The sequence below is a fragment of the Haloferax sp. S2CR25 genome, assembly GCF_031624535.1.
GTDB classification, from domain to species: Archaea; Halobacteriota; Halobacteria; order Halobacteriales; family Haloferacaceae; genus Haloferax; species Haloferax massiliensis.
Map to the genome: position 1 here is coordinate 907,719 of NZ_JAMQOO010000001.1, position 26,720 is coordinate 934,438.

Sequence of the window (26,720 nt, forward strand, 5' to 3'; positions counted from 1 at the left end):
CGGAAGGCTCGAATTCGCGGGTATCAGGCACTCATCGGCGTGCTTCGGTACTGGTTGGTCGACTGTCCGACAATCCAGACGTTTAAGAGCGCGGACGACGACGCCAACGAACAATGCCCGATGCTCGTCGTCGCGCGGTCGTCGCCGCCCTCGTCGGCGTGGTTGGTGCCTCGCTCGGAATCGCCGGGGCCGGCCACGTCTACCTCCGCGAGTGGCGACGCGCGATCGCGTGGTTCACCTTCGTCTTCGGCGCGGCGCTGGTGTTGCTCTCGACGTTCGCCGACCCGGCGACCGTGACGGTGGACTCGCTCCCCAGAGAGGTGCTGTTCCCCGTCCTCGGACTGCTGTTTCTGAGCGCGCTCGACGCCTACCGCGTCGGGCGTCGACCGCGCGGTCGCAACGCGAACGGCGAGCCGACCTGCCCGGTCTGCGGCGGCGAACTCGACCGGAACCTCGACTTCTGTCCGTGGTGTGCGACGGAACTCGAATGGTACACGGTCGAGGGATAGAGAGACGGACGACGGACACCGACCGCCGTCCTCGCCCTCGGCTTCGAAAAAACGGCCCTCCGGAACTACTTCTCGATGATGCTCTCTTCGACGGCCTCGCCGAAGTGGCGAGCCGTGTCCTCGTAGTAGATGAGCATCTCGTCGCCGGGTTCGAGGTCGGTGACGGCCGTCCGCCCCTCGCGGGTCTCGACCTTGATGGTCTCGGCGTTCTGGAGGAGCGTGGTGACGCGGTCGCCCTCGTAGTCGGCGGAGATGCGGAACATCGGTCGCTTTTCTATCTTCACGCGCCCGACGATGGCCTCGCGGGTGCGTCCGTTCGTGTCGATGAGCTGAACCTCGTCACCGCTTTCGAGTTCGGAGAGGTAGACCGTGCCGCCGTCGGGAGTCCGCGCGTAGGCGTGGACCGCGCCGGCGTTGACTCTGAACGGCCGAGACGCGACGTACGGGGACTCCGCCGTCTCGGCGTGGACAAAGAACAGGCCGCGGGCCATCGAGCCGACGAGCATCCCCTCGTCGTGGTCCATGATGGTGCCGGTGTCGACGCAGACGCGGTCGGCCATCCCCGTGCGTTCGACCTCCGTGACCTCGGCCCAGACGAGGTCGAGCGACTCGCGTTCGGCCTCGTCGCGGACCTCGACGGTCTTGCGTATCTCGTCGGGGTCGTCGCTGTCGAGGAGGACGCCGTCGGAGCCGAGTTCGAGCGTCTCGAAGGCCGTCTTGGCCTCTTCGGCGGTCGTGACGCCCGCGATGAGGTCGGTCTCCTCGCCGATGCGGGCGATGAGGTTTTCGAGCGGGATGATGGTCCAGTCCTCGCCGATGACGATGGTGTAGTCGCCGTCGCGGGCGGCCTCCTCGGCGAACGCCTCGTAGTCCTTGCTCAGGATGCGGACGTACGACCCGTTTGCGAGGTCGTCGCCGCGGCGGAGCGTCGTCAGGTCGGCAGACCCGGAGAAGTCCGAGGGGAGTTCGACGGTCGCGTCGCCCTCGCCGCCCTTGCCGACGATGTAGGCGTCGGCGAGCGCCTCGGGCTCGGTGTCGTCTTCCTCTGCTTCCATCACGTGGACGTCCGCGTCGGTTCGGAACGCGGCGACGTTGACGTCGCCGAGTTCGCGCACCCGTTCGACGTCGCCCTCGTCGACGAGAACCCAGTCGACGCCGGCTTCCAGTCCGGCCGTGATGCGTCGCTTCCGCGTCTCCCAGTCGCCGACTGCGTCGTCGGCCTTGAGCCAGACGCTTCGTGTCATTATCGACTTCACTCGGTGGGCGGGCTTGAACGTGGCGAATGAATCAACGGACGGCGAACGGGTCGCGTCGAGACGATGCGGACGCGCTTTGGGAATTCTGTATCGCATTATGTGGTATATATGGGGTGAGATGGTGGGTGAACAACGACGATTCAGCACCACTCGGCGCAGTGATGCGAGTCGAAGTTCGGTAAGCGAGCGTATCAGGACGCGACGGCAGACTGTGCCGAACACGAGGGTGGGCGTGTAAATCGAGAACGACCAGCGCGTTGGCTGGCCGACACCACGAATCGACGTTCAGTCTCTCGCGGTCGAGTCGAGATATCACCACTCGGTTCCGGAAGCCAGCCAACGGACACCGATTCGAGGTCGGTCGACTGCCGACGTTGGAATAGTTGGAAGCGGGTCGACCGGGATTCGGGCCGACTGGCCGCGGTTGCACCCCACGGGTTCGGAGCGCACGCGACCCGATATGCCGAACAAAAACCCCGGGGTCGAGGCCGGAACGACGCACCTCGGCATCGAAGCGGGAGGTGTTCGAGTCGTGCACGCGGCAAGGTCGGGGGGCACTCAGTCGCGACGACCCCATCGTTCGAGTCCGCAACCGAATTCGAACCGAGGAGGACGGAGAGTGCGAATTCAATCGAATCGGTGGAAGCACCTCTCCAGTGCGCGTGGCGTCGCTCGACTCCTTCGACCGCAGAATAAATCAATTACGGCGATATGAAATCGGTCAGAACGCGTCCAGCCCCGTCTGGACCGCGCCGCGCTCGTGGTCGAGGAGCGCGCGCTTCAGGTCGACGCCGCCGGCCGCGGAGAAGCCGCCGAGGGAGTCCGCGCCGACGACGCGGTGACACGGGACGACGAGCGGGACCGGATTCCGCCCGCAGGCCTGGCCGACGGCGACCGCGTGGCTGTCGAGTTCGGCCGCGACCTCGCCGTAGGTGCGCGTCTCGCCGTGCGGAATCGACGCCATGACGCGCATCACCTCGCCGTGAAGGAGTCGGGAAACCGAACGTCTACGTCGAACTCGCGGCGCTCGCCGTCTTCGTACTCGGCGAGTTGGTTTCGGAGCGAGTCGGCAGAACAGCCGACGAGTCGGTCGTCGATATCGACCGCGAACCCCCACATCGTGACGCGCATGCTCGGAGTTCGCGCTCGGCGGGTATCTATCTGTAGGCCGGGTCGAAAAAGCCGAAAAGCGTCGGAACGCCGCGGCCGCGTTACGCCTCGATGCCGAGCCCGGCGCGTTCGAGCGCGGTGTCCACGTCTGCGTCGTCGTGGATGACGGCGCTGACGGCGCGGGTGATGGCCTCGGGGTTCTCGTGCTGGAAGATGGAGCGACCCATGGAGACGCCGGCCGCGCCGGCGTCCATCGTGCCGCGGACCATCTCGACCGTCTCGCGGTCGGTGCCGCGACTGCCGCCGGCGATGACGACCGGCAGGCGCGTGGCCTCGACGACGCGACCGAAGGAGTCGGCGTCGCCGCTGTAGGCGGTCTTCACCACGTCGGCACCGACTTCCTCGGCGAGGCGGACGGCGTGGGCGAGCGCCTCGGGGTCCTGTTCGTCGATGCCGGGGCCGCGGGCGTAGGACATCGCGAGGACGGGCACGCCGAAGTCGGCGGCGCGGGAACAGAGGTCGGCGAGTTGCGTCATCTGGTCGGGCTCGTAGTCCGAGCCGACGTTGATGTGGAAGGAGACGGCGTCGGCACCGACGCGGAGGGCGTCTTCGACGGTGCCGGTGAGTCGCTTGTCGTTTTCGTCCGGGCCGATGACCGTCGAGCCGTTTACGTGGACGATGTAGCCTTTGCCGTTCTTGTTCGGGTGGACGCGCGGCGCGGTGCCCTTGTGCGTGAGGACGGCGTCGGCGCCGCCGCGCGTGATGCCGTCGATGGTGGATTCGATGTCGACGAGGCCCGTGACCGGGCCGAGGGTGATGCCGTGGTCCATCGGGACGATGAGGTATCGCCCGTCTGTGGAGATGCGGTCGAGTCGTGCGGAGAGTCCGATGTCTGTGTTCATGTATGAGAAAGGGTGGCAGAGCAGTTATGTGCGTTCCGGATGCGGTGGGCGTTGCGACGCGCCTGCGACCGCGCCGTCTTTCAGCTCGCGGGCGAGCGTTTCGAGGCGGTCGGCGACCGTTTCGGCGTCGTCGCCGTTCTCGTGGCCCTCGGCCACGATGTCCACGAGCGCGCTGCCGACGATGATACCGTCAGCGCCGCTGGCGACGATGCGCTCGGCGTGGTCGCCGCTACTGATGCCGAAGCCGACCGCCTTGGGCACGTCGTAGTCGGCGAGTCGTTCGAGCGACGAGCCGGTCTGGTCGGAGACGCTCGACTGCGCGCCCGTCGTGCCGAGGCGCGCCTGCACGTAGACGTAGCCCGAGACCCGTTCCATGATGCGGTCGAGGCGGTCGCCGCGGGTCGTCGGCGCGACGATGAAGACGAGGTCGAGGCCGAACTCGTCGCAGGCCTCGCGCAGTGGGTCGGCCTCTTCTGCCGGCAGGTCGGGGACGACGAAGCCCTCGATGCCGACCTCGGCCGCCTTCTCGACGAACGGCCGCGGACCGGGTTCATCGCCGTAGCGGTAGATGAGGTTGTAGTAGGTCATACAGACCAGCGGCACCGACACGTCGAGGTCCTCGACGAACTCGAAGAACCGAGTCGGCGTCATGCCGCCTTCGAGCGACCGGACCACCGCGTTCTGGATGGTCGGCCCCTCGGCGATGGGTTCCGAGAACGGAAGGCCGAGTTCGATGACGTCCGCGCCGCCGCGTTCGAGCGCCTCGACGTACTGAAGCGAGGACTCGTAGTCCGGGTCGCCGGCGGCGAGGTAGGGGACGAACGCCGGGCCGTCGGCGAAGGCGTCTTCGAGCGACATCACAGGCCCCCCGTGAACTCGTCCATGTTCGGCGCGATGTCGATGTCGCGCTCGTAGGTCTCCTCGATGGCCGATTCGAGGTCCTTGTCGCCGCGACCGGAGACGTTGACCACGACGTACTCGCCGAGGTCGTCCGCTTCCTCGGGGTCGGGCGCGTCGGGACCGACGACCGATTCGAGGTAGCCGAACGCGTGGGCCGACTCCAGCGCGGGGATGATGCCCTCCATCTGGGAGAGCCGGTGGAACGCGGTCAGCGCCTCGTCGTCGTCGACGTTGACGGCGGTGACGCGACCGGTGTCGACGAGGTACGCGAGCTCGGGGCCGACGCCGGCGTAGTCGAGGCCGGACGACACCGAGTGCGACTCCATAATCTGGCCGTCGCGGTCCTGTAGGAGCCGGGTGCGAGCGCCGTGAAGGATGCCCTCCGTGCCGGTCGTGAGCGACGCCGAGTTGGGCGCGACGCCGGCTTCCTCGTCGACTTCGAGCGTCGAGCCGCCGGCCTCGACGGCGTAGAGCGCGGTCTCCTCGTCGTCGACGAACTCGGCGAACGCGCCCATCGTGTTCGAGCCGCCGCCCGCGCAGGCGACGACGGCGTCGGGGAGCCGACCCAGTTTCTCTCTGGCCTGCGTGCGGGCCTCCTCGGAGATGACCGACTGGAAGTCCCGGACCATGCTCGGGAAGGGATGTGGGCCGACGACGGAGCCGATGACGTAGTGGGTGTCTTCGACGTTGGTCGCCCAGTCGCGCATCGTCTCGGAGATGGCCTCCTTGAGCGTGCCGCGGCCGACGGTGACGGGGTTCACCTCGGAGCCGTTGAGCTTCATCCGGAAGACGTTGGGGCGCTGGCGGTTGATGTCGCGCTCGCCCATGTAAATCTCGCAGGGCATATCGAGGTGCGCGCAGGCCATCGCCGTGGCGGTGCCGTGCTGGCCCGCGCCGGTCTCGGCGATGATGCGCTCTTTGCCCATGTACTTCGCCAGTAGGACCTGCCCGAGCGCGTTGTTGAGTTTGTGCGCGCCGCCGTGGACGAGGTCCTCGCGCTTGAGGTACACCTCGCGGTCGTAGCGCTCGGAGAGCCGGTCCGCGCGCTGGAGGGGCGTCGGCCGCCCGCCGAAGTCCCGCAGTCGCGCGCGGAAGTCGTCCATGAAGCCGTCTTCGTTGTCGAGGACGTACCGCTCGTACGCGTCGGTCAGTTCCTCGATTGCCGGCATGAGGGCCTCGGGAACGTACTGTCCGCCGTAGTCGCCGAATTTGCCGTCTGCGCTCATTGTGTGAGTGTCTCCGTGTTCTGTCGCACGTCGCCGTCCATGATGGCCGTCCCGACGAGGAGGGCGTCGGCACCGGCCTCGCGCATCCGCCGCGCGTCTTCGACCGTCTTCACGCCGCTTTCGGCCACGAGGAGCACGTCCTCGGGCGCTTCCGGCGCGAGTCCCTCGAACGTGCCGAGGTCGACTTCGAGTTGCCCGAGGTCGCGGTTGTTGATGCCGACGATGTCGGCTCCGGCCGCGAGCGCCGCCGTGAGTTCCTCGCGCGTGTGGACCTCCACGAGCGGCTGGAAGCCGCGGTCGCGGGCCGCCTCGACGAGGTCCGGAAGGTCGTCACCGACGAACCGCGCGATGAGGAGCACGAGGTCGGACTCGACGACGTCCAGTTGGGCCTCGTGCATGATGAAGTCCTTGCGGAGGACGGGCACGTCGACGGCCTCGCGGGTGCGCCGAAGCGACTCGGCGGAGCCGCCGAAGTGCTCGGGTTCGGTGAGGACCGACAGCGCCGTCGCGCCGCCGGCGACCATCTCGCGGGCCAGTTCGACCGGGTCGTCCTCGCGGACGCCCTCGGTCGTCGGACTCGTGGGCTTCACCTCGGCGATGACGGGAACCCGCCCCGCGGCCTCAGTTTCGGCCACGGCCTCCGGGAACGACCGCGCGTCGACCGACACGCGCGTCTCCCCGCCGGGTCGCTCCCGCGCGGCCTCCAGGATGGCGCGCACGTCGGGAGCTAATTCGTCTCCACTGGCGTTCATTAATGTACACTAACGCACGTATCTGTACATAAGACTTGCGTCGGCGGGGACACTCACCGTCTCCCGCACGCTCGCGGGCGAGCGCGAGTCGTCGAAGGGTGCGAGCCCCCACGCCGTCGCCGGAAGGGTCAAGCCTCCGGCGACGGGAGCCGAACGTATGCCCGTCTCGGGAATCTACGCGCGCGAATCGTCGACGCTCGGCCGCCCGGTGCAGGTCGGCGTGGTCAGCGGAAAGGTCATCAACGTCTCGTTTCCGGAGTCGCTGCCGGCGGACGCCGAGTCGGACCACGAACACCTCGACGCCGTGTTGGCCGCCATCGACCGGGGCGAGACGGACCTCTCGTCGGTCCCAATCGGCCTGACCGTCCCGACCGACCAGCGGAGCGTGCTGGAGTCCCTGCGGAACGTCCCGCGGGGCGACACGGTCGACGTGGCCCTGCTCGTCCGCATGGCCGGCCTCGACCCCGAGGACGACGACTCCGAGCGCGTCGTCCGCGAGGCGCTCGCGGCGAACCCGGTCCCGGTCGTCGTCCCCGACCACCGGGTGAAAGACGGCCCGAGCGCCGCCCCCGACGACGTGGTCGAGGCGCTCCGAAAGTCGGAAGGAATCTAATTTCTGCGGACTCCCTCAGAACGGCGTCGCGTTGGTTTCGCGGCGGAGCGCGAGATAGCCGAGCAGGCCGCCCAGGAGGAACAGCGTGCTGGCGAGTCCGACCGACTGGACGCCGGTCGCGAGCTCGGCGAACTGCGAGAGGCCCGCGAGGACGAAGCCGCCGCCGGCGACGTATTTGAGCCGGCTCTCGATGGGAATTCGGAGCGTAACGACGCCGAGGAGCACCGCCGTCAGCCCGAATGCGGCGTCGGCCGCGAGTCGGAGCGTCGGGTTCCCCGTGGCGAACGCCGCGACGACGAGCGCCAGATAGCCGATGAGCCCCGCCTGCGTCAACTGCCGCGTGTCGATGTCCATACCGGCTACGCGTGATGCGGACACTTGAACGCATCCCCGACACGGGGCCGCGACGGCGAGCGATTCGGCGGTCGTCGCCGACGCCGACGCGGCGAGACGCCGCTACCAGCCGAACAGCTCGTGGCCCGCGAACTCCAGCGCGTTCACGAGGTAGTGGGCGACGACCACGACCAGCAGGCTCCCCGTGAGGACGAACGCCGCCGCGAGGACGAACCCGAGGAGGCCGGTGACGACGATGCCGAGCCGACCCTGCGCGCCGTGGCCCGCGCCGAAGGCGGCCGACGACACGGCCGCCATGAGCCACGGCGACACGTCGAAGCCGGCGGCGACCGCTCCCACGAGCGCACCGCGAAACAGCAGTTCCTCGAAGCCGGCGATGAGGGGAAGCGCGACCGCGAACAGGAACACCCAGCCCGCGGGGGTCCGCGGCGTCAGCGACTCGCGGACCGCCTCGTCGGGCGCGATGCCGAACCGCTCGCTGACCGACGAGCCGACTCGGTTGGCCCCGTAGAGCGCGATACCGAGTCCGACGCCGACGGCGAGTTTCGTCGGGAGGGCGGTGACGGAGAGGCCGAGCGCCGCGGCCGGCACGCCGGCGTACCACGCGCCGAGACCGAGGAAGCCGCCGAGGAACGCCTGCGAGAGCGCGACGTTGGCGAGCAGGAGGTGCGGCGGGAGGTCCCCGGCGGACGCGGAGCGCTCCGAGACGGCCGAGACGGGGGCCGCGGTGACGCCGGGGGGTGTCCGGTCGGACTCGGAAGCGGTGGTGACGTCAGCGTGAGCGTCGTCCCCAACGTCTCCATCCGCGAGCGTCGGCGACTCGGGCCGCGGGGACGCGTCGGTCGAATCGCCCGAGAAGGAGGCCAGCGAGACGGTGTCGGGGTCGGCTGACCCGTCGGCCTCGGCCGGTTCGGCGGGGGGCGATTCGGGGGCGGCCACGGCAGTCGCTCGGGAGTCGAAATCGGCGTCGGACTCGGCGTCAGTATCGGGAGCGCCGGGCGCGTCGGAATCGGAGTCGGAGCCGGTCCCCTCAGCGTGCGGGACGCCGCGAGAAAAGTGTGCGAGAGAGAGTAAGACGGCGAGGACGAGGCCGGTGAAGCCCGCGAACGCCGCCCAGTCGGTCATCCGGTGTTACTGCGGGCTGGGGCTGGAGGGCCCTTTGACGCCCTGGCCCTTGTTGAGGGCGGAGCCGGTGATGCTCTTGAGGCGGTCCACGAGCGAGTCCTTCTCGGGTTCGCCTTCGAGGGCGACGTCGAGGACTTCGCTGATGTGCGAGACGGGGATGATGTCGACCATCTCCTTGTACTCGTCTTCGATCATCACGTCCTGCTCGTTGGCGGCGGGGATGATGACCGTCGAACAGCCGGCCTTGGCGGCGGCTTCGATCTTGTGGGTGACGCCGCCGACCGGGAGCACGTCGCCGCGCACCGACAGCGAGCCGGTCATGGCGACCGACTGGTCGATGGGGATGTCCTCCAGCGCGGAGATGACGGCGGTGGCGACCGTGATGGACGCGGAGTCGCCGTCGACGCCCTGCTGGCCGGTCTGGACGAACTGCACGTGCACGTCCATCTCCGAGAGGTCCTGGTTGGAGAACTTCTTGATGATGGCCGAGACGTTCTGGACGGACTCTTCGGCCATCTCCTTGAGCTGGCCGGTCGCGATGACCTGACCGGGGCCCTGCGAGGGCGTGACTTCGGCCATCACGGGGAGCATGATGCCCGAGTCCTCGCCCATGACGGCGAGGCCGTTGACGCGGCCGGTGACGAAGCCGTCGTTGACCGACAGCTCGTAGTCCTTGCGGCGCTCGATGTACTGGTCCGCGATCTGCTGCTCGATGGAGCGCGCGCGGCGCTTGGCCTGCAGCACGTGGTCGCGGGTGGTCAGCTCGGCGTTCTCGCCGCGAGCGATGTCGCCCGCGACGCGGACGAGGCCGCCGAGGTTACGGAATTCGAGGGTGAGGTGGCCCTTGCGGCCGGCGCGGCGACGGGCTTCGAGGATGATCTCCTCGACCGCCTGCTCGGTGAAGTGCGGGAGCCGCCCGTCGTTGGTGACCTCCTGGGCCACGAAGCGCGCGTACTTGCGGCGCATCTCGGGCGTGTCCTGGATGGTGTCGTCCATGTACACCTCGTACCCGTATCCCTTGATACGGGAGCGGAGCGCGGGGTGCATGTTCTCCATCGCGTCGAGGTTACCCGCGGCGATCATGATGAAGTCCGTCGGGACGGGTTCGGTCTGGACCATCGCGCCCGAGGAGCGCTCGGACTGGCCCGTGATGGAGAACTCGCCCTCCTGAATGGCCGTCATCAGGTGCTGCTGGCTGCGCACGTCGAGGGTGTTTATCTCGTCGATGAACAGGACGCCCTTGTTCGACTTGTGAATCGCGCCGGGTTCGACGCGGTCGTGGCTGGGCGTCTCCATGCCGCCGGACTGGAACGGGTCGTGGCGGACGTCGCCGAGGAGCGCACCCGCGTGGGCGCCCGTCGCGTCCTGGAACGGCGCGGACTTCTGGTCGGCGTTGTTCACGATGAGGTTCGGAATCATCGCGTCGCCGCCGCGCGAGCCGTAGCGGAACGCGAGATAGATGATACCCGCGGCGAGGATGCCGAGCAGCACCTGCCGGGCGATGATGAGCGAGTAGCCCAGCACGACCGCGATGATGATCCACATGAGGAACGAGCGCATCTGGTTGCGCTTGCGTGCCTCTTCTTTGTGCGCCTCGACGATCTGGTCACCTTTGCCCGCGGGGACCGTGCGGACCTTGGGGCGATTGCCGTCGTCGGGGTTGTGGTAGACGAGCACGTCCTGGAGCTCCTCGCGGGGGAGAAGCTCGGACATCGCCTTGGCGAGCATCGACTTCCCCGTCCCCGGGGAGCCGATCATCATGACGTGGCGGCGCTGTTTGGCCGCCTTCATGATGACGTCGCGGGCGTGCTCCTGCCCGATAACTTGGTCGACGAGGCGGTCCGGGACGGGAATCTCGTCGGTCGTCTCTATCTGGAGACCACCGAGGAGGTCGTCTTCGTCCACGTTCTCGGCCACGTCGGCGTCGATTTCGACATCGCTCCCGAGGTCGTCGATCGTCCTCTTGTCGACCTCTTCGGCCTCGTCGTGCTGGAGCGTCCCCCCGTCGTCGACGCCCTCGTCGGAGGGCGCGTCGTCGGGTGAATCCTCCCGCTCGTGGAGGCTGTCGTCGGTGTTCGTATCGTTGCTCATAGAACTGTCGTCGCTACTTCTAACGTGGGCCCTGCGACTGATATACTTTCTCCCCGGATGCGTCCGGCGTACCTTGCCGTAACCTCGCGTTTCGACCGCCCTACCACTGGAATACCGGAATTTTCGTAACTCGGCGTATTTATAAGTGATCCGGACCAACGCCCGACGCATGCGGGGGTTCTACATCGGTCGCTTCCAGCCGTACCACAACGGCCACCATCGAATGGTCGAAGAGATTGCCGCCGAGGTCGACGAACTCGTCCTCGGTATCGGGTCCGCGGGCGACTCGCACTCGCCGCGGAACCCTTTCACCGCGGGCGAGCGAATCATGATGGTCAACAAGGCCGTCACCGACTTCGACATCACGACCTACGCCGTCCCCATCGAGGACCTCGACCGCAACTCGGTGTGGGTCAGCCACGTCCAGTCGATGTCCCCCGCGTTCGAGGTGGCGTACTCCAACAACCCGCTCGTCATCCAACTGTTCAAGGAGGCGGGCGTCGAGGTCCACCAATCGCCCATGTTCAACCGCGAGGTGCTGGAGGGCACGGAGGTCCGCCAGCGCATGATAGAGGACCGCGACTGGGAGTCGCTCGTCCCCGACGAGGTGGCCGACGTGGTCCGCGAAATCGACGGTATCGAGCGCCTCCAGCGCGTCACGGCCACCGACGGGGCAGAGCGCGTCGCCGACGGAGAGGACCGCGACCCCAACCCCTGTTGAGATGATTACCCTCGCGTCCGACTTCGGGCTCGCGTACCCGGCCGCGATGAAGGGCGTCGTCCTCTCGCGGACCGACGCGCGACTCGTGGACGTGGCCCACGACCTCCCGCGACAGGACGTTCGCGCGGCCGCCTTCTGGCTCCGCGAGACGCTTCCGTACTTCCCGCCGGCGGTCCACCTCGTCGTGGTCGACCCCGGCGTCGGCACCGACCGCCGCGCGGTCGTCCTCCGGGTCGGTGACCACGTCTTCGTCGGCCCCGACAACGGCGTCCTCCGCCCGCCGGCGCGACGCGTCGCCTCCGAACTCGCCGACGACGCGCCCGTCGAAGCCTACGAAATCGACGTTCCGAACCCCGCGTCGACGACCTTCCACGGTCGGGACGTGTTCGCGCCCGCGGCCGCCGACGCCCACGTCGCGGGCGCGTCGGCGCTGGAGTCGGTCGACCGCTTCGAGCCGGTTCCCGTCGACTCGCTCGCCGAGCGCCGCTTCCCCGAGGCGACCGTCTCGGCCGACGGCCGCGAGGCGACCGGCGAGGTGCTCGTCGTCGACGACTTCGGCAACTGCATCACCAACGTACCGGGCGCGTTCGTCCGCGAGGCGGCCGGCGACCGCGCGACCGTGAACGGCGAGTCGGTGCCGGTCGGTCGCACCTTCGAGGCCGTCCCCCGCGGCGCGAAACTGCTCACCGTCGGCAGTCACGGCAACGTCGAGTGCGACGTGAACCGCGGCCGCGGCGACGAGGCGTTCGGCCTCGCGCCCGGCGACCGCGTCGAACTCCGGGTCGACTGATGGGCGTCCTCGTCTCCGCCCCCGTTTTCGCCTTCGCCGCCGCTCCCGCCGCCGTCGCCGTCCCCGACATCGACCCCTTCGCGGTGATGAACGTCGTCGGCCTCCTCGCGTTCGCGGTCGCCGGCGCGCTCAAGGCCGCCGAGGCCGGCCTCGACGTGTTCGGCGTCTCGGTGCTCGGCATCGTGACCGCCCTCGGCGGCGGGACGACCCGCGACGTGCTCGTGGACCGACTGCCCGCGTCGCTGGCGGGGACGGGAGACATGAGCGTCGCGCTCGTCGGCGTCGGCGTCGCCATCGTCCTCATCCACTCGATAGAGGGCCGCGTGCGCGACCACCCGGCGTTCCTGACGACTGACGCGGTCGGGCTGTCGGCGTTCGCGGCGACCGGCGCGCTCGTCGGCGTCGACGCCGGCGTCACGTCGTTCGGCGTCGTCATCCTCGCCACCATCACGGCCGTCGGCGGCGGCTCAATCGCCGACATCCTCATCGGGCGCGTGCCGGTCGTCCTCCGCGACGACTTCTACGCGACGCCCGCGGTCGTCGGCGGTCTCGCCTTCCTCGCCGCCCGCGCGGTCGGCGCGCCGACCGGCGTCCCCTCGGGGCTGTGCGCCGCGGTCGTCTTCTCGGTGCGGGTGCTCGCGCTCCGCTACGACTGGCGGCTCCCGCGAGTCTGAGGCCGAGGCGGGGAGAGCGCCGAGAGCGGAACCCCTACAGCTCGTTTTCGACGCGCCGCTCGGCCGAGCGGACCTCGTCCGCGATGGCCTCGCGCTCGAAGTAGAGCACCTCGACGCCGACGACGACCACCGCGAGCGCGAGGACCGTCCAGAACGTCCCGCGCTCGGCGTCGAACAGGTGCCACAGGAGCGCGGCCGCCGAGCTAATTCCGCCGACGGTCCCGACGGCGGGAATCACGGCGGTTTCGAGGTCCTCGCGCTCTCGGAACGCGAGGAACGAGAGGCCGCCGAAGATGCAGATGAACGCGAGCGACGCGAACGAACTGATGGCGTCGAGGCTCCCGAGGAAGGCGAACCCGGCCGCGAGCGCGCCGAGCGTCACGAGCGGGCGAATCGGCTCGTCGGCGGACTCGTCGCGGAGGCGACTCGGGAGCAGGTCGTCGGCGACGAGGCGCTTCGAGAGCCGCGCGGAGCTGAACAGCGTGGCGTTGATGGCGCTCCCGGTCGAGAACAGCGCCGCGACCGAGATGAGGACGAACCCGGCCTGCCCGAGAAACGGCCGGGCCGCGACCGCGAGCGCGGTCTCTGCGTGTTGCTGGATGGCGTCGATGCCGGCGAGGTTGGTCGTGACGAGCGCGACGAGGATGTACAGGCCGGTCGCGCCCGCGATGGAGATGTAAACCGCTTTTCTGACGGTCTCGCGGGGGTCGGCGATGTTCTCCTGGTCGAACAGCAGAAGCTCCCAGCCCTCGAAGGCGACGAAGGAGACGGCGGCGGCGACGAGCGGGCCGATGCCGAGGTTCGACAGGCCGAAGCCGAGGCCGCCGTGGGTCACGCCGTAGGCGACGCCGCCGACGCCGAACACGAGCAGGATGGCGACCTTGAGGCCGACAAGCAGGTCTTCGGCCCGCCCCGAGGCGTGCGCCCCGAAGACGTTGAGGCTCACGAACGCGGCGACGGTGAGCGCGGAGACGAACGGCTGTATCGAGACCGAGGCGACCGTCGAGACGCCGGTGAGTTCGACGAAGTAACCGCCGAAGGCGTAGGCGTACATCGCCATCGTCCCGACGTAGCCGAAGACGAACGTCCAACCCACGACGCCCGCGAGCGTGGTGTTGTCGTCGGTGAACCGCTCGACGTAGCCGACGGGCGACCGCGGCGACTCGCACAGCCCGTTCAGTCGGAGCAGCGAGTAGCCGGCGCAGGCCGCGAGGACGCCGGCGACGACGAACGCCGCCCACGCGAGCGTCCCGGCCGCGCCGGCGACGACGCCGAGCACGGCGAAGATACCGCCGCCGACCATCCCTCCAATCGCCATCGACACGGCTTCCGGAAGCCCGACTTCGTCGGACATTGGGTGATAGTTCGGCGCTCGCCACGGAAGAACGTAGCGGCCCGCGTGATAGGAATCCCTCGGCGGCGCGGCTCTGGAGCGACTACGAGAACAAAACCGCGAAAAGCGACACGAAGTGGCCCGGCGGCGGGACGCACCGCCGGTGGGGAGTGTGTTCTGCGGGCGGCTCGGTTACTTGGCGGCGATGACGTCGTCGATGCGGACGATCATCGTCGCGGCCTCGGTCGCGGACTCGATGGCTTCGCGCTTGACCGCGACGGGGTCGATGACGCCGAGTTCGACGGGGTCGCCGATTTCGCCGGTGCGGCCCGAGGAGATGATGCCGGCGATGCCCTCGTTCTCGTAGCGGGCGCGGAGGTCGACGAGCGCGTCGATGGGGTCCATGCCGGTGTTCTCGGCGAGGGTGCGCGGGAGCGCCTCGACGGCGTCGGCGTACGCCTCGACGGCCAGTTGCTTGCGGCCCTCGATGCCGGCGGCCTCCGAGCGGATGCGGTCGGCGATGGCGATTTCGGTCGCGCCCGCGCCGGGGACGACGCCGCCCTTGTCGATCGCGGCGACGACCACGTCGACGGCGTCTTCGATGGCTCGTTCGAGTTCGTCGACGACGTGTTCGGTGCCGCCGCGGAGGAACAGCGTGACGGCCTTGGCCGCCGCGCCGCCCTCGACGAACGCGAGGTCGTCGTCGCCGAAGCTGCGGATGCTCACGGAGTCGACGCGGCCGAGGTCGGACTCGTCGAGGTCGGAAAGCGAGCCGAGGCGCTTCGCGCCGGTCGCGCGGGCGAGGGCGCGAGCGTCGGACTTCTTGACGCTCTTGAACGCGAGGATGCCCGCGTCGGCGAGGAAGCCCGCGACGCGGTCGTCGATGGACTTGGTGCAGAACACCACGTCGACGCCGGCGTCCGAGAGGGCCTTCGCGTAGCCGCGGAGTTCGCTGTCCTCGGCGTCGATGGCCGCGGTGAGCTGGTCGACGGACGTGATGTTGTACTCGGTGTCGACCTCGCTCTTGCGCACGTCGAGTTTCATGTCGAGGACCGCGACGGTCGCGTCGGCGACGGACCGGGGCATGTTCTCGTTGACGGGCTCCTTGTCGAGGACGACGCCCTCGACGAGTTCGGTCGCCGAGGAGGACGCGCCCGTGCGGGTGAGCACGCGGACGTCGTCGCGGTGGAAGGTTCCGTCGCCGTCGCCGTGGACCATCTGGACCGCCTTGACGACGTGTTTGGCGAGCACGTCGGCGGTCACGTCGCCGGTGCCTTTGCCGGTCATCGACGACTCGGCGACCTTCCGGAGCAGGTCGTCGTCGAGGGCCACGTCGAGGACCATCTCGTCGATGGCGTCCTGCGCGATGCGGGCGGCCTCGGTGTAGCCCTCGACGATGACCGTCGGGTGGAGGTCGTCGTCGAGGAGGTCTTCGGCGTGCGCGAGGAGTTCGCCGGTGAGGACGGCCGCGGTGGTCGTGCCGTCGCCGACTTCCTCCTCTTGGGTCTGGGAGACCTCGACGATCATCTGCGCGGCGGGGTGCTCGATGTCCATCTTTTGGAGGATGGTCGCGCCGTCGTTCGTGATGACGACCTCGCCCGAGGAGTCGACGAGCATCTTGTCCATGCCGCGCGGGCCGAGCGTGGTCCGTACGGCTTCGGCGACCGCCTTCCCGGCGCGGATGTTGGAGTCCTGCGCGGAGCGGCCGTGCGTTCGGTTCGTCCCCTCTGCGAGAATGTATAACGGTTGCTGCATTCGTGAAGCCATGTTGAAACCTCAACCGCTATCAACGATTGCAGTTCTATAAATACGTTTCGCCCGGAGTGAGCTACGAAATCGCACGACAGGGCGACGGTTTTTCGAATCCGGAGGAGGCGGCCACGACCCGAATCGGCGGTCGAGCGAGGCACCGCCGAGACGGGCGCGTCGCTACTCGTCGAGGGTGTCGACGGTGAGCGTCCCGTCGCCGAACAGCGAGACGAGATAGCCCGCGTACTTGAACGAGAACCGACGGGACGGGTCGTGAGAAAGGCGAAAGAGAACGTCGAGCGCTTCGGGGTCGACGCCGATATCCGAGAGGGGCGGGAGTTCGAGTGGATTGAGTTCCGTGGCTGTCGCGACCGCCGAGGCGATGGCGACCGCCACCTCGTCGTACCGGTCGACCGAGGTGACCACCACGGACCCTGCTCCATCTTCGAGCGGGTCGTCCATACAGTCCGAATGGGTAGTCGGCTACCTATTGGTGTGGGTTGACTATGTAACCCGCTATCGCGGCGATCGCTCGTCTCGAATCCGCTCTGCGAGCGTCCGGTAGGCGCGTTTGAGGCGGGCGGCGACCGCCTGCCGAGAGATGCCGAGCTCCGCGCCGAGTTCGTCCAGCGAGGTGTCCCGACGCTCGTCGAAGTAGCCGCGGTCGAGCGCGAGAAGCAGGGCTTCGAGCTGCGTGTCGGTCAGCCGCCCGCTCATCGGCTCTTCCTCGGCCGCGACCGAGCTGATGCGGTCGAACTCGGTGTCGATGCCGTGCGCCGCCCACTCGCGCCTGAGGTCGGTCAGCACGCGGTGTGACGAGACCCGGAGCTTGAGCCACCACGAGTCGGCGGTCGAGAGACACTCCAAGAGAACCGCGTCGCGCTCGACTAACGCGTCGAAGACCGGAATCTGAGAGACGTCCCACGTGACGCCGTAGAGCGACCGGTCCGAGACGGAACCGACGAGCGTGAGGTCGTCGACGCCCGGGAGCGACCGCACCGCCTCCCCGAACGACGCCGCGTCGGGACCGCGAACCCAGACGAACGACATCGCCCGCGAGGCGGGCGGGACGGAGCGTTCCAGTTCGAGCTCCACGTCGTGGTCCTCGACCGCGGAACCGAACGGGAGCGCGGACAGCGGCGCGACGACCTCGGCGATGAGGCACACGCGTGAACGATGGCAATAGCAGGTCAAAAAGTTGCGTTTCAGGCACTCTCAGCACTGTCGTGAAAGAATGAACGTCACGCGTCGGCGAACGAACGACCCGGTACTGTGAGCTCGGTGAAACGACCGCGGCGGATTCTACAACCTATTTGGCGGCCACCGGAGAGTGACACCACAATGCTGGAGTTGGAACACGGGTTCAGGGTCGTGGACGTGAACGCCCGTCTCGACCCAGACGAGCGATCGGTCGCGACGCGCGGGCGGGAGATAAGCCCCGAGCGACTGGAGCGCGAACTGCATCAGGCGGGCGTCGTCCGCGCCGTCGTCTCGCCGGGCGCACAGCGGGTCGAGGGGAGCTACCTCCGCCCGAACAACGCGGTCGCGCGGATGAGCGTCGACCGCCCGTTTCTGGCGTTCGCTCGCATCAACGGCCCGCGCGACCCGAGCGGCCGGGCCTCGGCGCGACTCCGGAACTTCAGGTCGTCGCGGGCGGACCACCACGCCGACCCCGACGACATCGAGCAGTACGCCTACGACGACCGCTTCCACGGCTTTTCGCTCGCGCCGGCGGTCGACGGACTCCCCGACGACGAGACGCTCGCGATGCTGGAAGACGTGGGGCTTCCCGTCTTCGTCGAGGGCGGACGGGTCTTCAAACCGAGCGCCGTCGCCGAGTCGCTGCTCGGTCGGTTCCCGGTCATCCTGTCGAGTTTCGGCGGCTTCCCGCTCGACCGCGGGCTGATGGACGAGGCCATCGACCTCCTCGACGACCACGACGACCTCTATCTCGACACGAGTTTCGTCCGCTACCGGAGCGTGCTCGAACGCGCGCTGCTCGAACACCCGGACCGCGTGCTGTTCGGCAGCGGCGCGCCCGAGACCCATCCGAACGTGGGCGTCATGGAGATTCTGACGCTCGACGTGTCGGAAGACGCGCTGGCGAAGGCGTTCTCGAAGAACGCGGCGCGGGTCATCGAGGCGCTCGGCCCCGGAGAACAGTAACGCGAGTCAGCGCCAGTCGTAGCGGGCGACGGCGCGGTCGGCGCGCTTCGACCGACCGTGGGGGTTCCGCGTGCGGGTCCGGTCTCGGGCGCGGGCGACCAACCCGTCGGAGACGCCCGTGGCGATGCCGCCGACCACGTCGCGGCCGGTTCCGGCCCACCCCGAGGGCGTCACCTCTCCTTTCGCGACGCCGAGGGCGGCGTCGACGCCGTCCGAAATCGCGTGTTTCGCCGTCCGCGTGACGGTCCCCGGTCTGACGCCGTAGTTCTTCACGAGTCGATAGGTCAGAGAGCGGTACTTCCAGCCCCAGTCGCGCTCGGAGACGCCGCCGTCGGCCTCGAACTCGCGGCGGACGCACATCTCGGGCGCCCACGCGACGGAGCGGTCGAAGCCGGCGAGGCGGTGGGCCGCGTCGCGCGCGCCGCCCGTCTGGAGGTACTCGTCGAAGCCGTCGAGGGCGTCGATGGCCCCGCGGCGGAACGCGACGTTCCCGCCGTTGAAGTACGTCACCGTGCGGCCGCTGATAGCGCTTCGTTCGGGGGACTCGGTCGTCATGCCGTTGCGGAGCGTCTGGTGCATCGGCCCGGTGACCACGTCGGCGTCGGCGATGCCGGCTTCGAGCGCCGACAGCCACGACGACTCGACGGAGAGGTCGTATCGAAGGAGTGCGACCACGTCGCCGTCGGCGACTTCGAGGCCGGCGTTGCGGGCGACGTTGAGGTTGCGGTCGGAGATTTCGACCAGCACGTCCACGTCGTCGCGCTCTCTCACCATCCCGGTCGTGCCGTCGGCGGAGGGACCGTTGACGACGACGACTTCCGCGTCGGGGGCGTGCTCGGCCAGCGCGTCGAGGCTGGTGGCGAGCCGGTCCCGACCGTTGAGCGTCGGGAGCACAACCGAGAGGTCCATACCCGACAGTTGCGGTGGACGTACTTAAATGTGAATCGAGAGCCGTGTTAAAATCTGCCGTGAGAACGCCTCACTCGGCGTCGCTCGCCCGCGTCGCCGGTCGGGACGGCTCGTCGGCGGACTCGACCCGCGCGTCCCAGTACGACACCGATGCGAGGTCGTCGCCGAGCGGCGAGTCGCCGACGGCGAGGTCGAGCGAACGGAACGGCTGTGCGATTCCGTTGGGGACCTTCCGGTAGAAGCCGAACGGGATGACGAAGTCGTGGTTCGCGCCCGCGAGGTCGAGTCCCGCGTCGCCGAGCAGTCGCCGCACGTCGCCTTCCGAGTAGAGCCGCGACCCCATCGGGAGCAGCCAGTTGTAGGCCACCCGGAGGCTCCCGTCGTTGAAGGTGTCGAAGAACACCTGCCGTTTCGAGACGCGGGCCATCTCGGCGAGGAACTTCGCCGGGGTGTCCGCGAGGTGGAAAAAGCGCATCGCGAACACCGCGTCGAAGTGGTCGTCCGGGAACGGCAGCCGCGCCGCGTCGCCGCGGAGGAACTCGATGCGGTCGGCGACGCCCGCCCTGCGGGCCTTCTCCCGCCCCTGTACCATCATCGCCCGCGAGATGTCCAGTCCGACGACGTTCGCCCCCTCCTGGGCGAGCATCACGGTGAACCGGCCGGTCCCGCAGGCGATTTCGAGGATGTTCTTGTCCTCGACGGGGCCGAGCGCCGCGAGGACCGCCTCCTTCTCTCGCCGGTCGATGAGGCGACCGCCCTTGGAGAACCGCTTCGAGTCGTACTCCTGGGCGACCTCGTCGGCCTGGTACCACTCCTTTCCTTTCACGCTACGCATACTCGCGGGGGGGACCCTAAAACGGTACTGGATACGCGGTGCGGTAGCGGGGTCCGGCGACCGGTGGGAGTGAGCTTTTCGTCCGCTGAGCGCGTATCATGTCATATGCCAACATGTAAAAACTGCGGCGCGACCTGCGAGGCCGACGCGTTAACACGGCACGTCAGCGAGGGGTGGCTCGTCGTCCACTGTCCGGACTGTCACGCGCCGCTGGGAAGCTATCGACTCGGCACTCCCGCGGTCGATACGAGACGAAACGCGGAGTGAGCCGGCTACCCGCGGCCGATTTTCGAACAAACGCGGAATATTAATATGTGTATTATGTGTCTGGATTCTTTTCACACACTTGTAGCTAACTCTTAACACGGAGCAACCGACTGTGACGGGTATGAGCACCACCTCTGCAGAGCCAGATACTGAAGACCTGCTCTCGGAAGCCGAGTTCCGAGAGCGCCTCCGCGAGCTTCCCCCGAGCGCGAAGCTCGTCGCGAAAGTCCTCGAAAGCGACGCGCCCCTCTCGCAGGGCCAACTCGCCGAGGAATCGCTGCTGCCGGACCGCACCGTCCGCTACGCGCTCAACCGTCTCGAAGAGTCTGACCTCGTCGGCTCGCGTTACTCCTTCAAGGACGCGCGAAAGCAGGTCTACTTCCTCAACACGTAAGCGCGCGGTCCCGCGATAGCGCGACAGAACACGCCCGCGGGGGCGCACTCCCGCAGACCAAGCCACCACTTCTCTCGAACTACCTAACTAATCGGCGAGCGTAGCCGCCGCCATGCACGTCACGCGCGTCTCCGTTCCCGTCGCCACCCGCGCGCCGACCGGCGCGACGAACGCCTACCTCGTCGCCGACGACGGCGACAGCCTGCTCGTCGACCCCGCGGCCCGCACCGACGACCTCGACGATCTCGTCGCGCGCGAGGGCGTCGACCACCTCGCGGTCACCCACACCCACGCGGACCACGTCGGCGCGGTCGCCGCCTACGCCCGCGAGACCGACGCGACGGTCTGGTGTCGCCGCGGCCGCGAGCGCGCCTTCGCGGCGGCGGCAGGGGTCGAACCCGATCGGACGTTCGCCGAGGGGTCGACCGTCCCCGTCGGTGCGGGCGTCAACGTGCTCGACACGCCGGGGCACGCCCGCGACCACGTGAGCTTCGTCGCCGGCGACGACGTGCTCTGCGGCGACCTCGCGGTGGCTGAGGGGAGCGTCGTCGTGGGCGCGCCCGAGGGCGACGTGCGCGCCTACCTCGTCGCTCTCAGGCGACTCCACGCGCGCGGTCCCGAGCGACTGCTTCCCGGTCACGGCCCCGAAATTACCGACACGCGGGCGACGCTCGCGCGACTCGTCGCGCACCGAAACGACCGCGAGCGGGCCGTCCTCGACGCGGTGCTGGCCGGGAACGCGACCCCGGACGCCGTGACCGACGCCGCCTACGACAAGGACGTCTCCGCCGTGCGCGACCTCGCCCGCGCGACGGTCGTCGCGCACATCGAGAAACTCGCCGCCGAGCGGCGGGTCCGGTGGGACCCCGAGGCCGAGCGGGTCGAACCGCGATAGGGCGCGCGTCGCCGGCGTCCGGATTCGCGGGTGGTCGGGGGCCGCGCTCCCGCGAAAAACCGCGCCCCTCTTTGGGCTCGCGCCCGCATCGCGGGTATGGACCTCGACGCCGAACTGGCCCGCGCCCGCGACCTCGACGTGTCGGAACTCGCCGACGCCATCGAGTCCATCGGCTTCGAGTGCACGCGATGCGGGGCCTGTTGCAAGGGCTACGAGGCCGACGACGGCCCCGAGCCGCACACCGCGACCGTCTTTCCGGACGAGGTGCGCGCCCTGCAGGACGCCGCCGGAGGCGACTCGGACGGCGAGTCGGGACCCCCGACGGAGTGGCGCGACGTGGCCCGCCCGATGCCCTACGGCCTCGTCGAGGGCGACGACGGCCCCGAGGGCGAGACGTTCGAGTGGGCGCTCCAGACGACCGCCTGCGGCGACTGCCGGTTCTACGAGGAAGACGGGTCGGGACAGGGTGCCTGTCAGGTCCACGAGGACCGCCCGCTCATCTGCGAGACCTACCCGTTCAGCGTCGCCCTCGGCGGGACGAGCCAGCCGATGGGCGAGGCCGTCGACGAGGAGGGCGTCGTCCGCGCACACGAGTGCGAGGGCCTCGGGCGGGACATCTCCCGGGAGGACGCGGAGGAACTGGCGCGGGCGCTGAAAGAGCGGGCGATTCGAGAGCTACGCGAGGCGCGGGGCGTCACCGAGGCCTACGAACCGGTCGAGACCGGCCCGGGCGAGGTCGTCGTTCACGACTCGGAGGGCGCGAAACGGCCCGACGGGACGCGGGTTCAGTAGTCGAATCCGCTGACTGCGGTACATCTTTAACACTCCGGCCTGACCACATATTGGAGGTCTTACGGTGGAAATCTCAGATAAACTCCTGTGTCTGTTCAATGCTGACGTTCGCACCGAGGACGACCGTTACGTCGTCGAAATTCCGCGCCGCGAAGTCGAGACCGGGACCGTCGAACCCGGCGAGACCTACCGCGTCGCGCTCATCTCCCGCGAGTCGAACGAACCCGCCGAGTCCGAATCGAACGCCGGGCCGACGCCCACGAACGAACCGCAACCGCCCGTCGAAGCCGGCGAACTCCGCTACGTCGAAATCGAGGACATCGGCAAGCAGGGCGACGGCATCGCCCGCGTCGAGCGCGGCTACGTCATCATCGTACCCGGCACCGAAGTCGGCGAGCGCGTGAAAGTCGAAATCACCGAAGTCAAGTCTAACTTCGCCGTCGGCGAAGTCGTCGAAGACGACTTCTGACGGCGCTGTTTTCTCGGTTCGACGCCGTCCGCCTCACCGACAGTTCTCCCGCGGTCGACAGACCACGACTGCAAGTGAACGACGCACCACGCTTGCGAGTGAACGCGCCGGTCGAGTCGGGAGCGCAGGGAGAGCGTAGTTGCACGTGAAGAATCAGGTTTCGAGTTTCGAGACGCCTACTGAACGTACTTCGTCACGTCGGCATCGACGCCCACGTCGGCCGCGTCGGCGTAGGGGCGATTCACCACGATGTCGCCGGCGGTCGACCGGCCGATGCCGGGGATGGCGGTGAGTTCGTCCATCGACGCCTCGTTGAAGTCGAGCGGGTAGGGAACGCCGGTGACGGAGCGGTAGCCGTGGTCGACGACGGCCACGTCGATTGTCTTTCCGAGTTCGCGCTCGCCCGGAATCCCGACCAAAAGCGGGTAGGTCCCGAGCTGGCGGCCGAACGTCCGGCCGTCCTGATGGTATTCGAGGTGGACGTTCGGGAGGACCGTGCCCGCGGGGGCGACCCGGCGGAGCATCGGGCGGTCGATCTCCTCGCGGACTTCTTTTTTGTACGTCTTGAACAGCTGTTTGTGGTCGCGGGCGATGTCGGCGCCCGTGTCGGACATGTCGGTGCCGTCGAACGCCATCACCTGCCGGATGTTGATGCGGCGGACCATGAGGCCCTCGTCGTAGACGCGGTGGAGGAACCGCTTGTTGTGCTCGAACGTCTCCTCGCGCTCGCCTTTCAGCCCGTGGAGGAGGTTGATGCCGGGGAGGAGCTTCGGCAGGCGGTTCGCGGCGTCGGAACCGTGGGTCGGCGCGTCCGCGGGGTCGTCGCCGGGCCGCCAGCCGGCGACCTCGTTGACGATTTTGACCGCCTCGAAGCACTCGTCGGCGGAGACGTTGAGGTTGTTCTCCTCTTGGACCACGGGGTCGGCGGATTCGAGGCCGAACGCCGCGGTGTCGCCCGCCGTGTTGTGCTCGGCGATGACGCGGAGCGCCTCGCGGGACTTCTCGGGCCAGCCGACGATGGTGATGGGGTTGACGTTGTCGAGGTGGAGCGTGCCGAGGTCCGGCGCGACCTCGCGGATGCCGCCGTAGAGCCGGCGGAGCGCGTCGGGGTTCGGAGCTTCGCCGTCGCCGCCGAACGCGAGGATGTCGGCCTGCCGGCCGAGTCGGAAGTGCCGCGCGCCGCGGTCGTAGAGGTTCTCGACCTCCTTGACGACGGAGTCGGCGGTGCGGAACGCGGGGTTGCCGTACAGCGGTTCGGTGCAGAACGAACAGCGGTAGGCACAGCCCCGCGAGGTCTCCATCTCGCAGATGAGGTGGTCGGGGTGGTTCGGGTGCTGTTCGACCACGAACGCGCCCGTGGCGGCCCAGCGGTCGAGTTCCTCGTTGTCGCGCATGCGGTTGCCGAAGCCTTCGAGGCCGGAGTCGACGAGGTCGTAGGCGGCCGCCTCGATGTCGCCTTTGGCGACGAAGTCGTAGTCGAGGTTCTTGCGCTCCATGTCTTGGCCGCCGGCGTTCTCGTCGCCGACGCCGAAGCGAATCGGCCCGCCCATCAGGGCGGTGCCCTCGGCGACCCACGCGAGTTCGCGCACCTCGTCTGGCTCGGCGGGCGTCCCGCCGACGTACTTGCCGGGGACGGTCATGCCGCCGATGTAAATCATGAGGTCGGCGTCGGCCACGTCGCGCCACTTCTGTCTGTCGTCGCGGAGTTCGTCGATGGTGTGGTAGACGACGTTGGACTCGGGGACGCCCGCGTCGACCACCGCACCCGCGGTGAACCTCGGATACGTCGAGATGTACGGCGGCACGCCGAAGTGCGCCGGCTCGTCGACGTACCCGTCGACGATAGTCACGGTGAGGTCGGCGGGGTCGGTCATCGGTCGCGGTTCGGGTTCGACGCGGAAAACGCAACCGGTCGGCGCTCGCGGCCCCGCGCCGCGTCGTGGGGCGCTTCCGCCTCCCGCGCGTTTATGAGCGTGGGAGCGTAACTGACGGCCATGCCCGCGACCCTCGAAGTCAAGTGCGCCAACGAGGACTGCGAACTCGATATGTTCGAGATGCACTACACCTACGATATGCCCGACGACGTGACGGTGGCGGACTTCTCCTGTCCGTACTGCGGCGAGTCCCGCGCGCTGGAGGAGATTCAGCTATGAGCGACCTGCGGAAGTTCGGCGAGTCGGCGGCGAACGCCGTCCTCGAACGGGTCGGCCGCGGCGTCAGCCAGATGCAGGAGCGCAAGCCGCTGGCCCACGACCTGCTCGAATCCGAGGACGCCTACCTCGTCGTCTTCGACGCGCCCGGCGCTCGCGCCGAGGACGTGCAGGTCCGCTTCCTCGACGGCGAGGTCGAGATTCGCATCGACCGCTTCCGCGACTTCCACGAGGGCTACGAGATGCGCTTCCCCGGCCGCGGTCTCACGCTCTCGGGGAAGGCGACCATCCCCTCCGACGCCTCGGTCGAGGCCGCCGAGGGGACCGCCACGGTCGGCAAGAACGGCACGCTCCAGATTCGGATTCCCAAGGACGAGCGCGCGAGCGACATCGCCGTGACCGAGGAGGACGACGAGTCGGACGCCGACGCCGAGTCCGACGACGACGAAGTCGACTTCGGCGACGTGGACGACCAAGACGCCTGACGTGCAGTCTTGGGCGCGACGCGCCCGCCGTTCCTCGTTTTCTCGTTAGTCGCCGTCGAGCGTCATCCCCTCGACCACCGCGAACTCCTCGTCGCCGTCGAAGCGGCGGGGGTCGAACGCGCCGGGAATCGATTCCTGACCGTCGCCGAGCACCGCCTCCGCGAGTCGCTCGCCGATTGCCGGTGCCCACATGAAGCCGTGGCCGTGCCAGCCGGCGGCGACGAAGACGCCCTCGGCGACCGCGCCGACGAGCGGGTTCCGGTCCGGGGTCGCCCCGCAGAGGCCGGCCCACGCGCGGTCGAGTTCGGGTTCGGTCGACCCGTCTGCCTCCGACTCGCCCATATCGCCGACCGCCGTCCGGTGTCGAACCGCGTCGAGGGCGTCGGCGACGAACCAGTCGTCCGCGGTCGGGTCCCAGTCGTCGGGGTCGGGTTCGACCGGTTCGACGCCGTCGCCCGCGAGGACGCCCGCGGGGTGCGGCCGGAGGTACGACTCCTCTGTCGCGTCGTAGACGGTCGGCCCGCGGTAGTCGCAGTCGGCGACGAGCGCCTGCGCCCGGTAGGGTCTGAGCGCGATGGGGTGGCCCGCGTCGGCGAGCAGGCGGCGCGAGTGGACGCCGGCCGCGACGACGACGGCGTCGAAGCGGGCGGTCACTACGTCGTCGACGGCGACGCCCGGCGGGTCCGCCCGGAGTGACACCGCGTCGCCGACCCGGAACTCGACGCCCGCGGACTCGCACTTCTCGACGAACAGGTCCACGTAGGCCGCGGGGTCGGTCCAGCCGGCGTTCTCGGCGACGCCCGCGAGGAGCACGTCGTCGGTCCGAACCGGGAACCGGCCGGCCAGTTCGTCGGGCGCGACGAGCGACACCGCGCGGTCGTGGACGCGCATTCGCTCGACCGCCCCTTCGAGCGCCGCGGCCGCCGCGTCGTCGCCCTCGCGCGCGAGGAAGACGTAGGGCGTCTCGTGGAAGGCGAACCCGCCGTCGCCCGAGAGGCTCCGAAACCGGGCCATCGCGCGGTCGGCGACGGCCACGTCGATGTCCTCCGCGTAGGCGTCGTAACAGATGCCGGCGGCGCGGCCCGTCGCCCCGCCGCCGGGCGCGTCGCGCTCGAACAGCGTGACCCGCGCCCCGCGCTCGGCGAGGTCGAAGGCGGTCGTCAGGCCGACCGCGCCCGCGCCGACGACCGCGACGCGCGCTGATTCGTTCATACCCCGTCTGGGTCGGCGACCGACTTGAATGGCAGTTGCTC

The 26,720-nt window shown here is 68.8% G+C and carries 29 protein-coding genes and 1 pseudogene; 13 read left to right on the forward strand and 17 right to left on the reverse strand.

Features of this window, described 5'->3' with window-relative positions:
- Window positions 1-113: 113 nt before the first annotated feature.
- On the forward strand, window positions 114-509 hold the full coding sequence (locus NDI65_RS04760; RefSeq protein ID WP_089778942.1) for a hypothetical protein: 396 nt from the start codon (window positions 114-116) through the stop codon (window positions 507-509).
- Window positions 510-574: 65 nt separating this feature from the next.
- Here NDI65_RS04760 and NDI65_RS04765 read toward each other — a convergent pair whose 3' ends face one another.
- The 6 genes and pseudogenes from NDI65_RS04765 to trpC all read right to left on the reverse strand — a co-directional run bounded on the left by NDI65_RS04765 (window position 575) and on the right by trpC (window position 6,655).
- Complete coding sequence (locus tag NDI65_RS04765; RefSeq protein ID WP_089778944.1) at window positions 575-1,753, reverse strand: 3-dehydroquinate synthase II; 1,179 nt, start codon at window positions 1,751-1,753, stop codon at window positions 575-577.
- 733 nt (window positions 1,754-2,486) lie between these two features.
- Window positions 2,487-2,896 (reverse strand): annotated as a pseudogene (locus NDI65_RS04770) (methylated-DNA--[protein]-cysteine S-methyltransferase).
- A gap of 80 nt (window positions 2,897-2,976) precedes the next feature.
- Window positions 2,977-3,777: a 2-amino-3,7-dideoxy-D-threo-hept-6-ulosonate synthase gene (locus NDI65_RS04775; RefSeq protein ID WP_089778946.1), complete on the reverse strand. Its 801-nt coding sequence runs from the start codon at window positions 3,775-3,777 to the stop codon at window positions 2,977-2,979.
- Between the two features lie 24 nt (window positions 3,778-3,801).
- The gene (trpA, locus tag NDI65_RS04780) at window positions 3,802-4,635 is read right to left on the reverse strand and encodes a tryptophan synthase subunit alpha (RefSeq protein WP_089778948.1); all 834 of its coding nucleotides are present in this window, start codon (window positions 4,633-4,635) and stop codon (window positions 3,802-3,804) included.
- A complete protein-coding gene (trpB, locus tag NDI65_RS04785; protein WP_089778950.1) occupies window positions 4,635-5,903 on the reverse strand; it encodes a tryptophan synthase subunit beta in 1,269 nt (422 codons plus the stop codon). Before trpB ends, trpA begins: the two co-directional genes overlap by 1 nt.
- The gene (gene trpC, locus NDI65_RS04790; RefSeq protein WP_089778952.1) at window positions 5,900-6,655 is read right to left on the reverse strand and encodes an indole-3-glycerol phosphate synthase; all 756 of its coding nucleotides are present in this window, start codon (window positions 6,653-6,655) and stop codon (window positions 5,900-5,902) included. The genes trpB and trpC overlap by 4 nt, the downstream gene beginning before the upstream one ends.
- A 157-nt stretch (window positions 6,656-6,812) precedes the next feature.
- Here trpC and NDI65_RS04795 point away from each other — a divergent pair, with 157 nt between their 5' ends.
- A complete protein-coding gene (locus NDI65_RS04795; RefSeq protein WP_089778954.1) occupies window positions 6,813-7,268 on the forward strand; it encodes an MGMT family protein in 456 nt (151 codons plus the stop codon).
- 15 nt (window positions 7,269-7,283) lie between these two features.
- Here NDI65_RS04795 and NDI65_RS04800 read toward each other — a convergent pair whose 3' ends face one another.
- The 3 genes from NDI65_RS04800 to lonB form a co-directional block, all read right to left on the reverse strand.
- Window positions 7,284-7,622, reverse strand: a complete 339-nt coding sequence (locus NDI65_RS04800) for a hypothetical protein (RefSeq protein ID WP_310893433.1) — start codon at window positions 7,620-7,622, stop codon at window positions 7,284-7,286.
- 102 nt (window positions 7,623-7,724) lie between these two features.
- Window positions 7,725-8,747, reverse strand: a complete 1,023-nt coding sequence (locus NDI65_RS04805) for a CPBP family glutamic-type intramembrane protease (RefSeq protein ID WP_310893434.1) — start codon at window positions 8,745-8,747, stop codon at window positions 7,725-7,727.
- 6 nt (window positions 8,748-8,753) lie between these two features.
- Complete coding sequence (gene lonB, locus NDI65_RS04810; RefSeq protein ID WP_148413051.1) at window positions 8,754-10,838, reverse strand: ATP-dependent protease LonB; 2,085 nt, start codon at window positions 10,836-10,838, stop codon at window positions 8,754-8,756.
- A gap of 169 nt (window positions 10,839-11,007) precedes the next feature.
- On the opposite strand from lonB, the gene NDI65_RS04815 reads away from it, so the two are divergent.
- The 3 genes from NDI65_RS04815 to NDI65_RS04825 are packed head-to-tail and all read left to right on the forward strand — an operon-like array spanning window position 11,008 to window position 13,023.
- The gene (locus NDI65_RS04815; protein ID WP_148413050.1) at window positions 11,008-11,559 is read left to right on the forward strand and encodes a nicotinamide-nucleotide adenylyltransferase; all 552 of its coding nucleotides are present in this window, start codon (window positions 11,008-11,010) and stop codon (window positions 11,557-11,559) included.
- Window position 11,560: 1 nt separating this feature from the next.
- Complete coding sequence (locus NDI65_RS04820; protein WP_089778962.1) at window positions 11,561-12,349, forward strand: SAM-dependent chlorinase/fluorinase; 789 nt, start codon at window positions 11,561-11,563, stop codon at window positions 12,347-12,349.
- Window positions 12,349-13,023: a trimeric intracellular cation channel family protein gene (locus NDI65_RS04825; RefSeq protein ID WP_193310936.1), complete on the forward strand. Its 675-nt coding sequence runs from the start codon at window positions 12,349-12,351 to the stop codon at window positions 13,021-13,023. The genes NDI65_RS04820 and NDI65_RS04825 overlap by 1 nt, the downstream gene beginning before the upstream one ends.
- Before the next feature lie 34 nt (window positions 13,024-13,057).
- Here NDI65_RS04825 and NDI65_RS04830 read toward each other — a convergent pair whose 3' ends face one another.
- The 4 genes from NDI65_RS04830 to NDI65_RS04845 form a co-directional block, all read right to left on the reverse strand.
- Complete coding sequence (locus NDI65_RS04830) at window positions 13,058-14,377, reverse strand: APC family permease (protein WP_089778964.1); 1,320 nt, start codon at window positions 14,375-14,377, stop codon at window positions 13,058-13,060.
- Between the two features lie 171 nt (window positions 14,378-14,548).
- Window positions 14,549-16,111, reverse strand: a complete 1,563-nt coding sequence (gene thsA / locus NDI65_RS04835) for a thermosome subunit alpha (protein ID WP_089778966.1) — start codon at window positions 16,109-16,111, stop codon at window positions 14,549-14,551.
- Window positions 16,112-16,285: 174 nt separating this feature from the next.
- Window positions 16,286-16,567: a HalOD1 output domain-containing protein gene (locus NDI65_RS04840; protein ID WP_089778968.1), complete on the reverse strand. Its 282-nt coding sequence runs from the start codon at window positions 16,565-16,567 to the stop codon at window positions 16,286-16,288.
- Between the two features lie 54 nt (window positions 16,568-16,621).
- A complete protein-coding gene (locus tag NDI65_RS04845; RefSeq protein WP_089778970.1) occupies window positions 16,622-17,272 on the reverse strand; it encodes a helix-turn-helix domain-containing protein in 651 nt (216 codons plus the stop codon).
- 174 nt (window positions 17,273-17,446) lie between these two features.
- Between NDI65_RS04845 and NDI65_RS04850 the strand changes: the two genes are divergently transcribed.
- Complete coding sequence (locus tag NDI65_RS04850; RefSeq protein ID WP_148413043.1) at window positions 17,447-18,271, forward strand: amidohydrolase family protein; 825 nt, start codon at window positions 17,447-17,449, stop codon at window positions 18,269-18,271.
- Window positions 18,272-18,277: 6 nt separating this feature from the next.
- Here NDI65_RS04850 and NDI65_RS04855 read toward each other — a convergent pair whose 3' ends face one another.
- Together NDI65_RS04855 and NDI65_RS04860 are read right to left on the reverse strand one after the other, a co-directional pair.
- On the reverse strand, window positions 18,278-19,180 hold the full coding sequence (locus NDI65_RS04855) for a glycosyltransferase (protein ID WP_089778974.1): 903 nt from the start codon (window positions 19,178-19,180) through the stop codon (window positions 18,278-18,280).
- Window positions 19,181-19,250: 70 nt separating this feature from the next.
- Window positions 19,251-20,006, reverse strand: a complete 756-nt coding sequence (locus NDI65_RS04860; protein WP_167344128.1) for a class I SAM-dependent methyltransferase — start codon at window positions 20,004-20,006, stop codon at window positions 19,251-19,253.
- 114 nt (window positions 20,007-20,120) lie between these two features.
- Here NDI65_RS04860 and NDI65_RS04865 point away from each other — a divergent pair, with 114 nt between their 5' ends.
- From NDI65_RS04865 to NDI65_RS04885, 5 genes are all read left to right on the forward strand, one after another.
- Window positions 20,121-20,282 carry a hypothetical protein gene (locus NDI65_RS04865; RefSeq protein ID WP_167344129.1) on the forward strand — a complete coding sequence of 54 codons (162 nt, stop codon included), beginning with the start codon at window positions 20,121-20,123 and terminating at the stop codon, window positions 20,280-20,282.
- 121 nt (window positions 20,283-20,403) lie between these two features.
- Window positions 20,404-20,676 (forward strand): winged helix-turn-helix domain-containing protein, encoded by a 273-nt coding sequence (locus NDI65_RS04870; RefSeq protein WP_004971253.1) that lies wholly within the window; start codon window positions 20,404-20,406, stop codon window positions 20,674-20,676.
- Between the two features lie 112 nt (window positions 20,677-20,788).
- Complete coding sequence (locus tag NDI65_RS04875; protein WP_089778978.1) at window positions 20,789-21,571, forward strand: MBL fold metallo-hydrolase; 783 nt, start codon at window positions 20,789-20,791, stop codon at window positions 21,569-21,571.
- 96 nt (window positions 21,572-21,667) lie between these two features.
- Window positions 21,668-22,363 (forward strand): YkgJ family cysteine cluster protein, encoded by a 696-nt coding sequence (locus tag NDI65_RS04880; RefSeq protein WP_089778980.1) that lies wholly within the window; start codon window positions 21,668-21,670, stop codon window positions 22,361-22,363.
- 64 nt (window positions 22,364-22,427) lie between these two features.
- Window positions 22,428-22,832, forward strand: a complete 405-nt coding sequence (locus tag NDI65_RS04885) for a TRAM domain-containing protein (protein ID WP_089778982.1) — start codon at window positions 22,428-22,430, stop codon at window positions 22,830-22,832.
- 176 nt (window positions 22,833-23,008) lie between these two features.
- Here NDI65_RS04885 and NDI65_RS04890 read toward each other — a convergent pair whose 3' ends face one another.
- A complete protein-coding gene (locus NDI65_RS04890) occupies window positions 23,009-24,706 on the reverse strand; it encodes a radical SAM protein (RefSeq protein WP_089778984.1) in 1,698 nt (565 codons plus the stop codon).
- Between the two features lie 120 nt (window positions 24,707-24,826).
- On the opposite strand from NDI65_RS04890, the gene NDI65_RS04895 reads away from it, so the two are divergent.
- Together NDI65_RS04895 and NDI65_RS04900 are read left to right on the forward strand one after the other, a co-directional pair.
- The gene (locus NDI65_RS04895; protein ID WP_167344130.1) at window positions 24,827-24,985 is read left to right on the forward strand and encodes a hypothetical protein; all 159 of its coding nucleotides are present in this window, start codon (window positions 24,827-24,829) and stop codon (window positions 24,983-24,985) included.
- Window positions 24,982-25,467 carry an Hsp20 family protein gene (locus NDI65_RS04900; protein ID WP_089778986.1) on the forward strand — a complete coding sequence of 162 codons (486 nt, stop codon included), beginning with the start codon at window positions 24,982-24,984 and terminating at the stop codon, window positions 25,465-25,467. The genes NDI65_RS04895 and NDI65_RS04900 overlap by 4 nt, the downstream gene beginning before the upstream one ends.
- Before the next feature lie 45 nt (window positions 25,468-25,512).
- Here NDI65_RS04900 and NDI65_RS04905 read toward each other — a convergent pair whose 3' ends face one another.
- Complete coding sequence (locus NDI65_RS04905) at window positions 25,513-26,679, reverse strand: FAD-binding oxidoreductase (RefSeq protein ID WP_089778987.1); 1,167 nt, start codon at window positions 26,677-26,679, stop codon at window positions 25,513-25,515.
- Window positions 26,680-26,720: the final 41 nt, after the last annotated feature.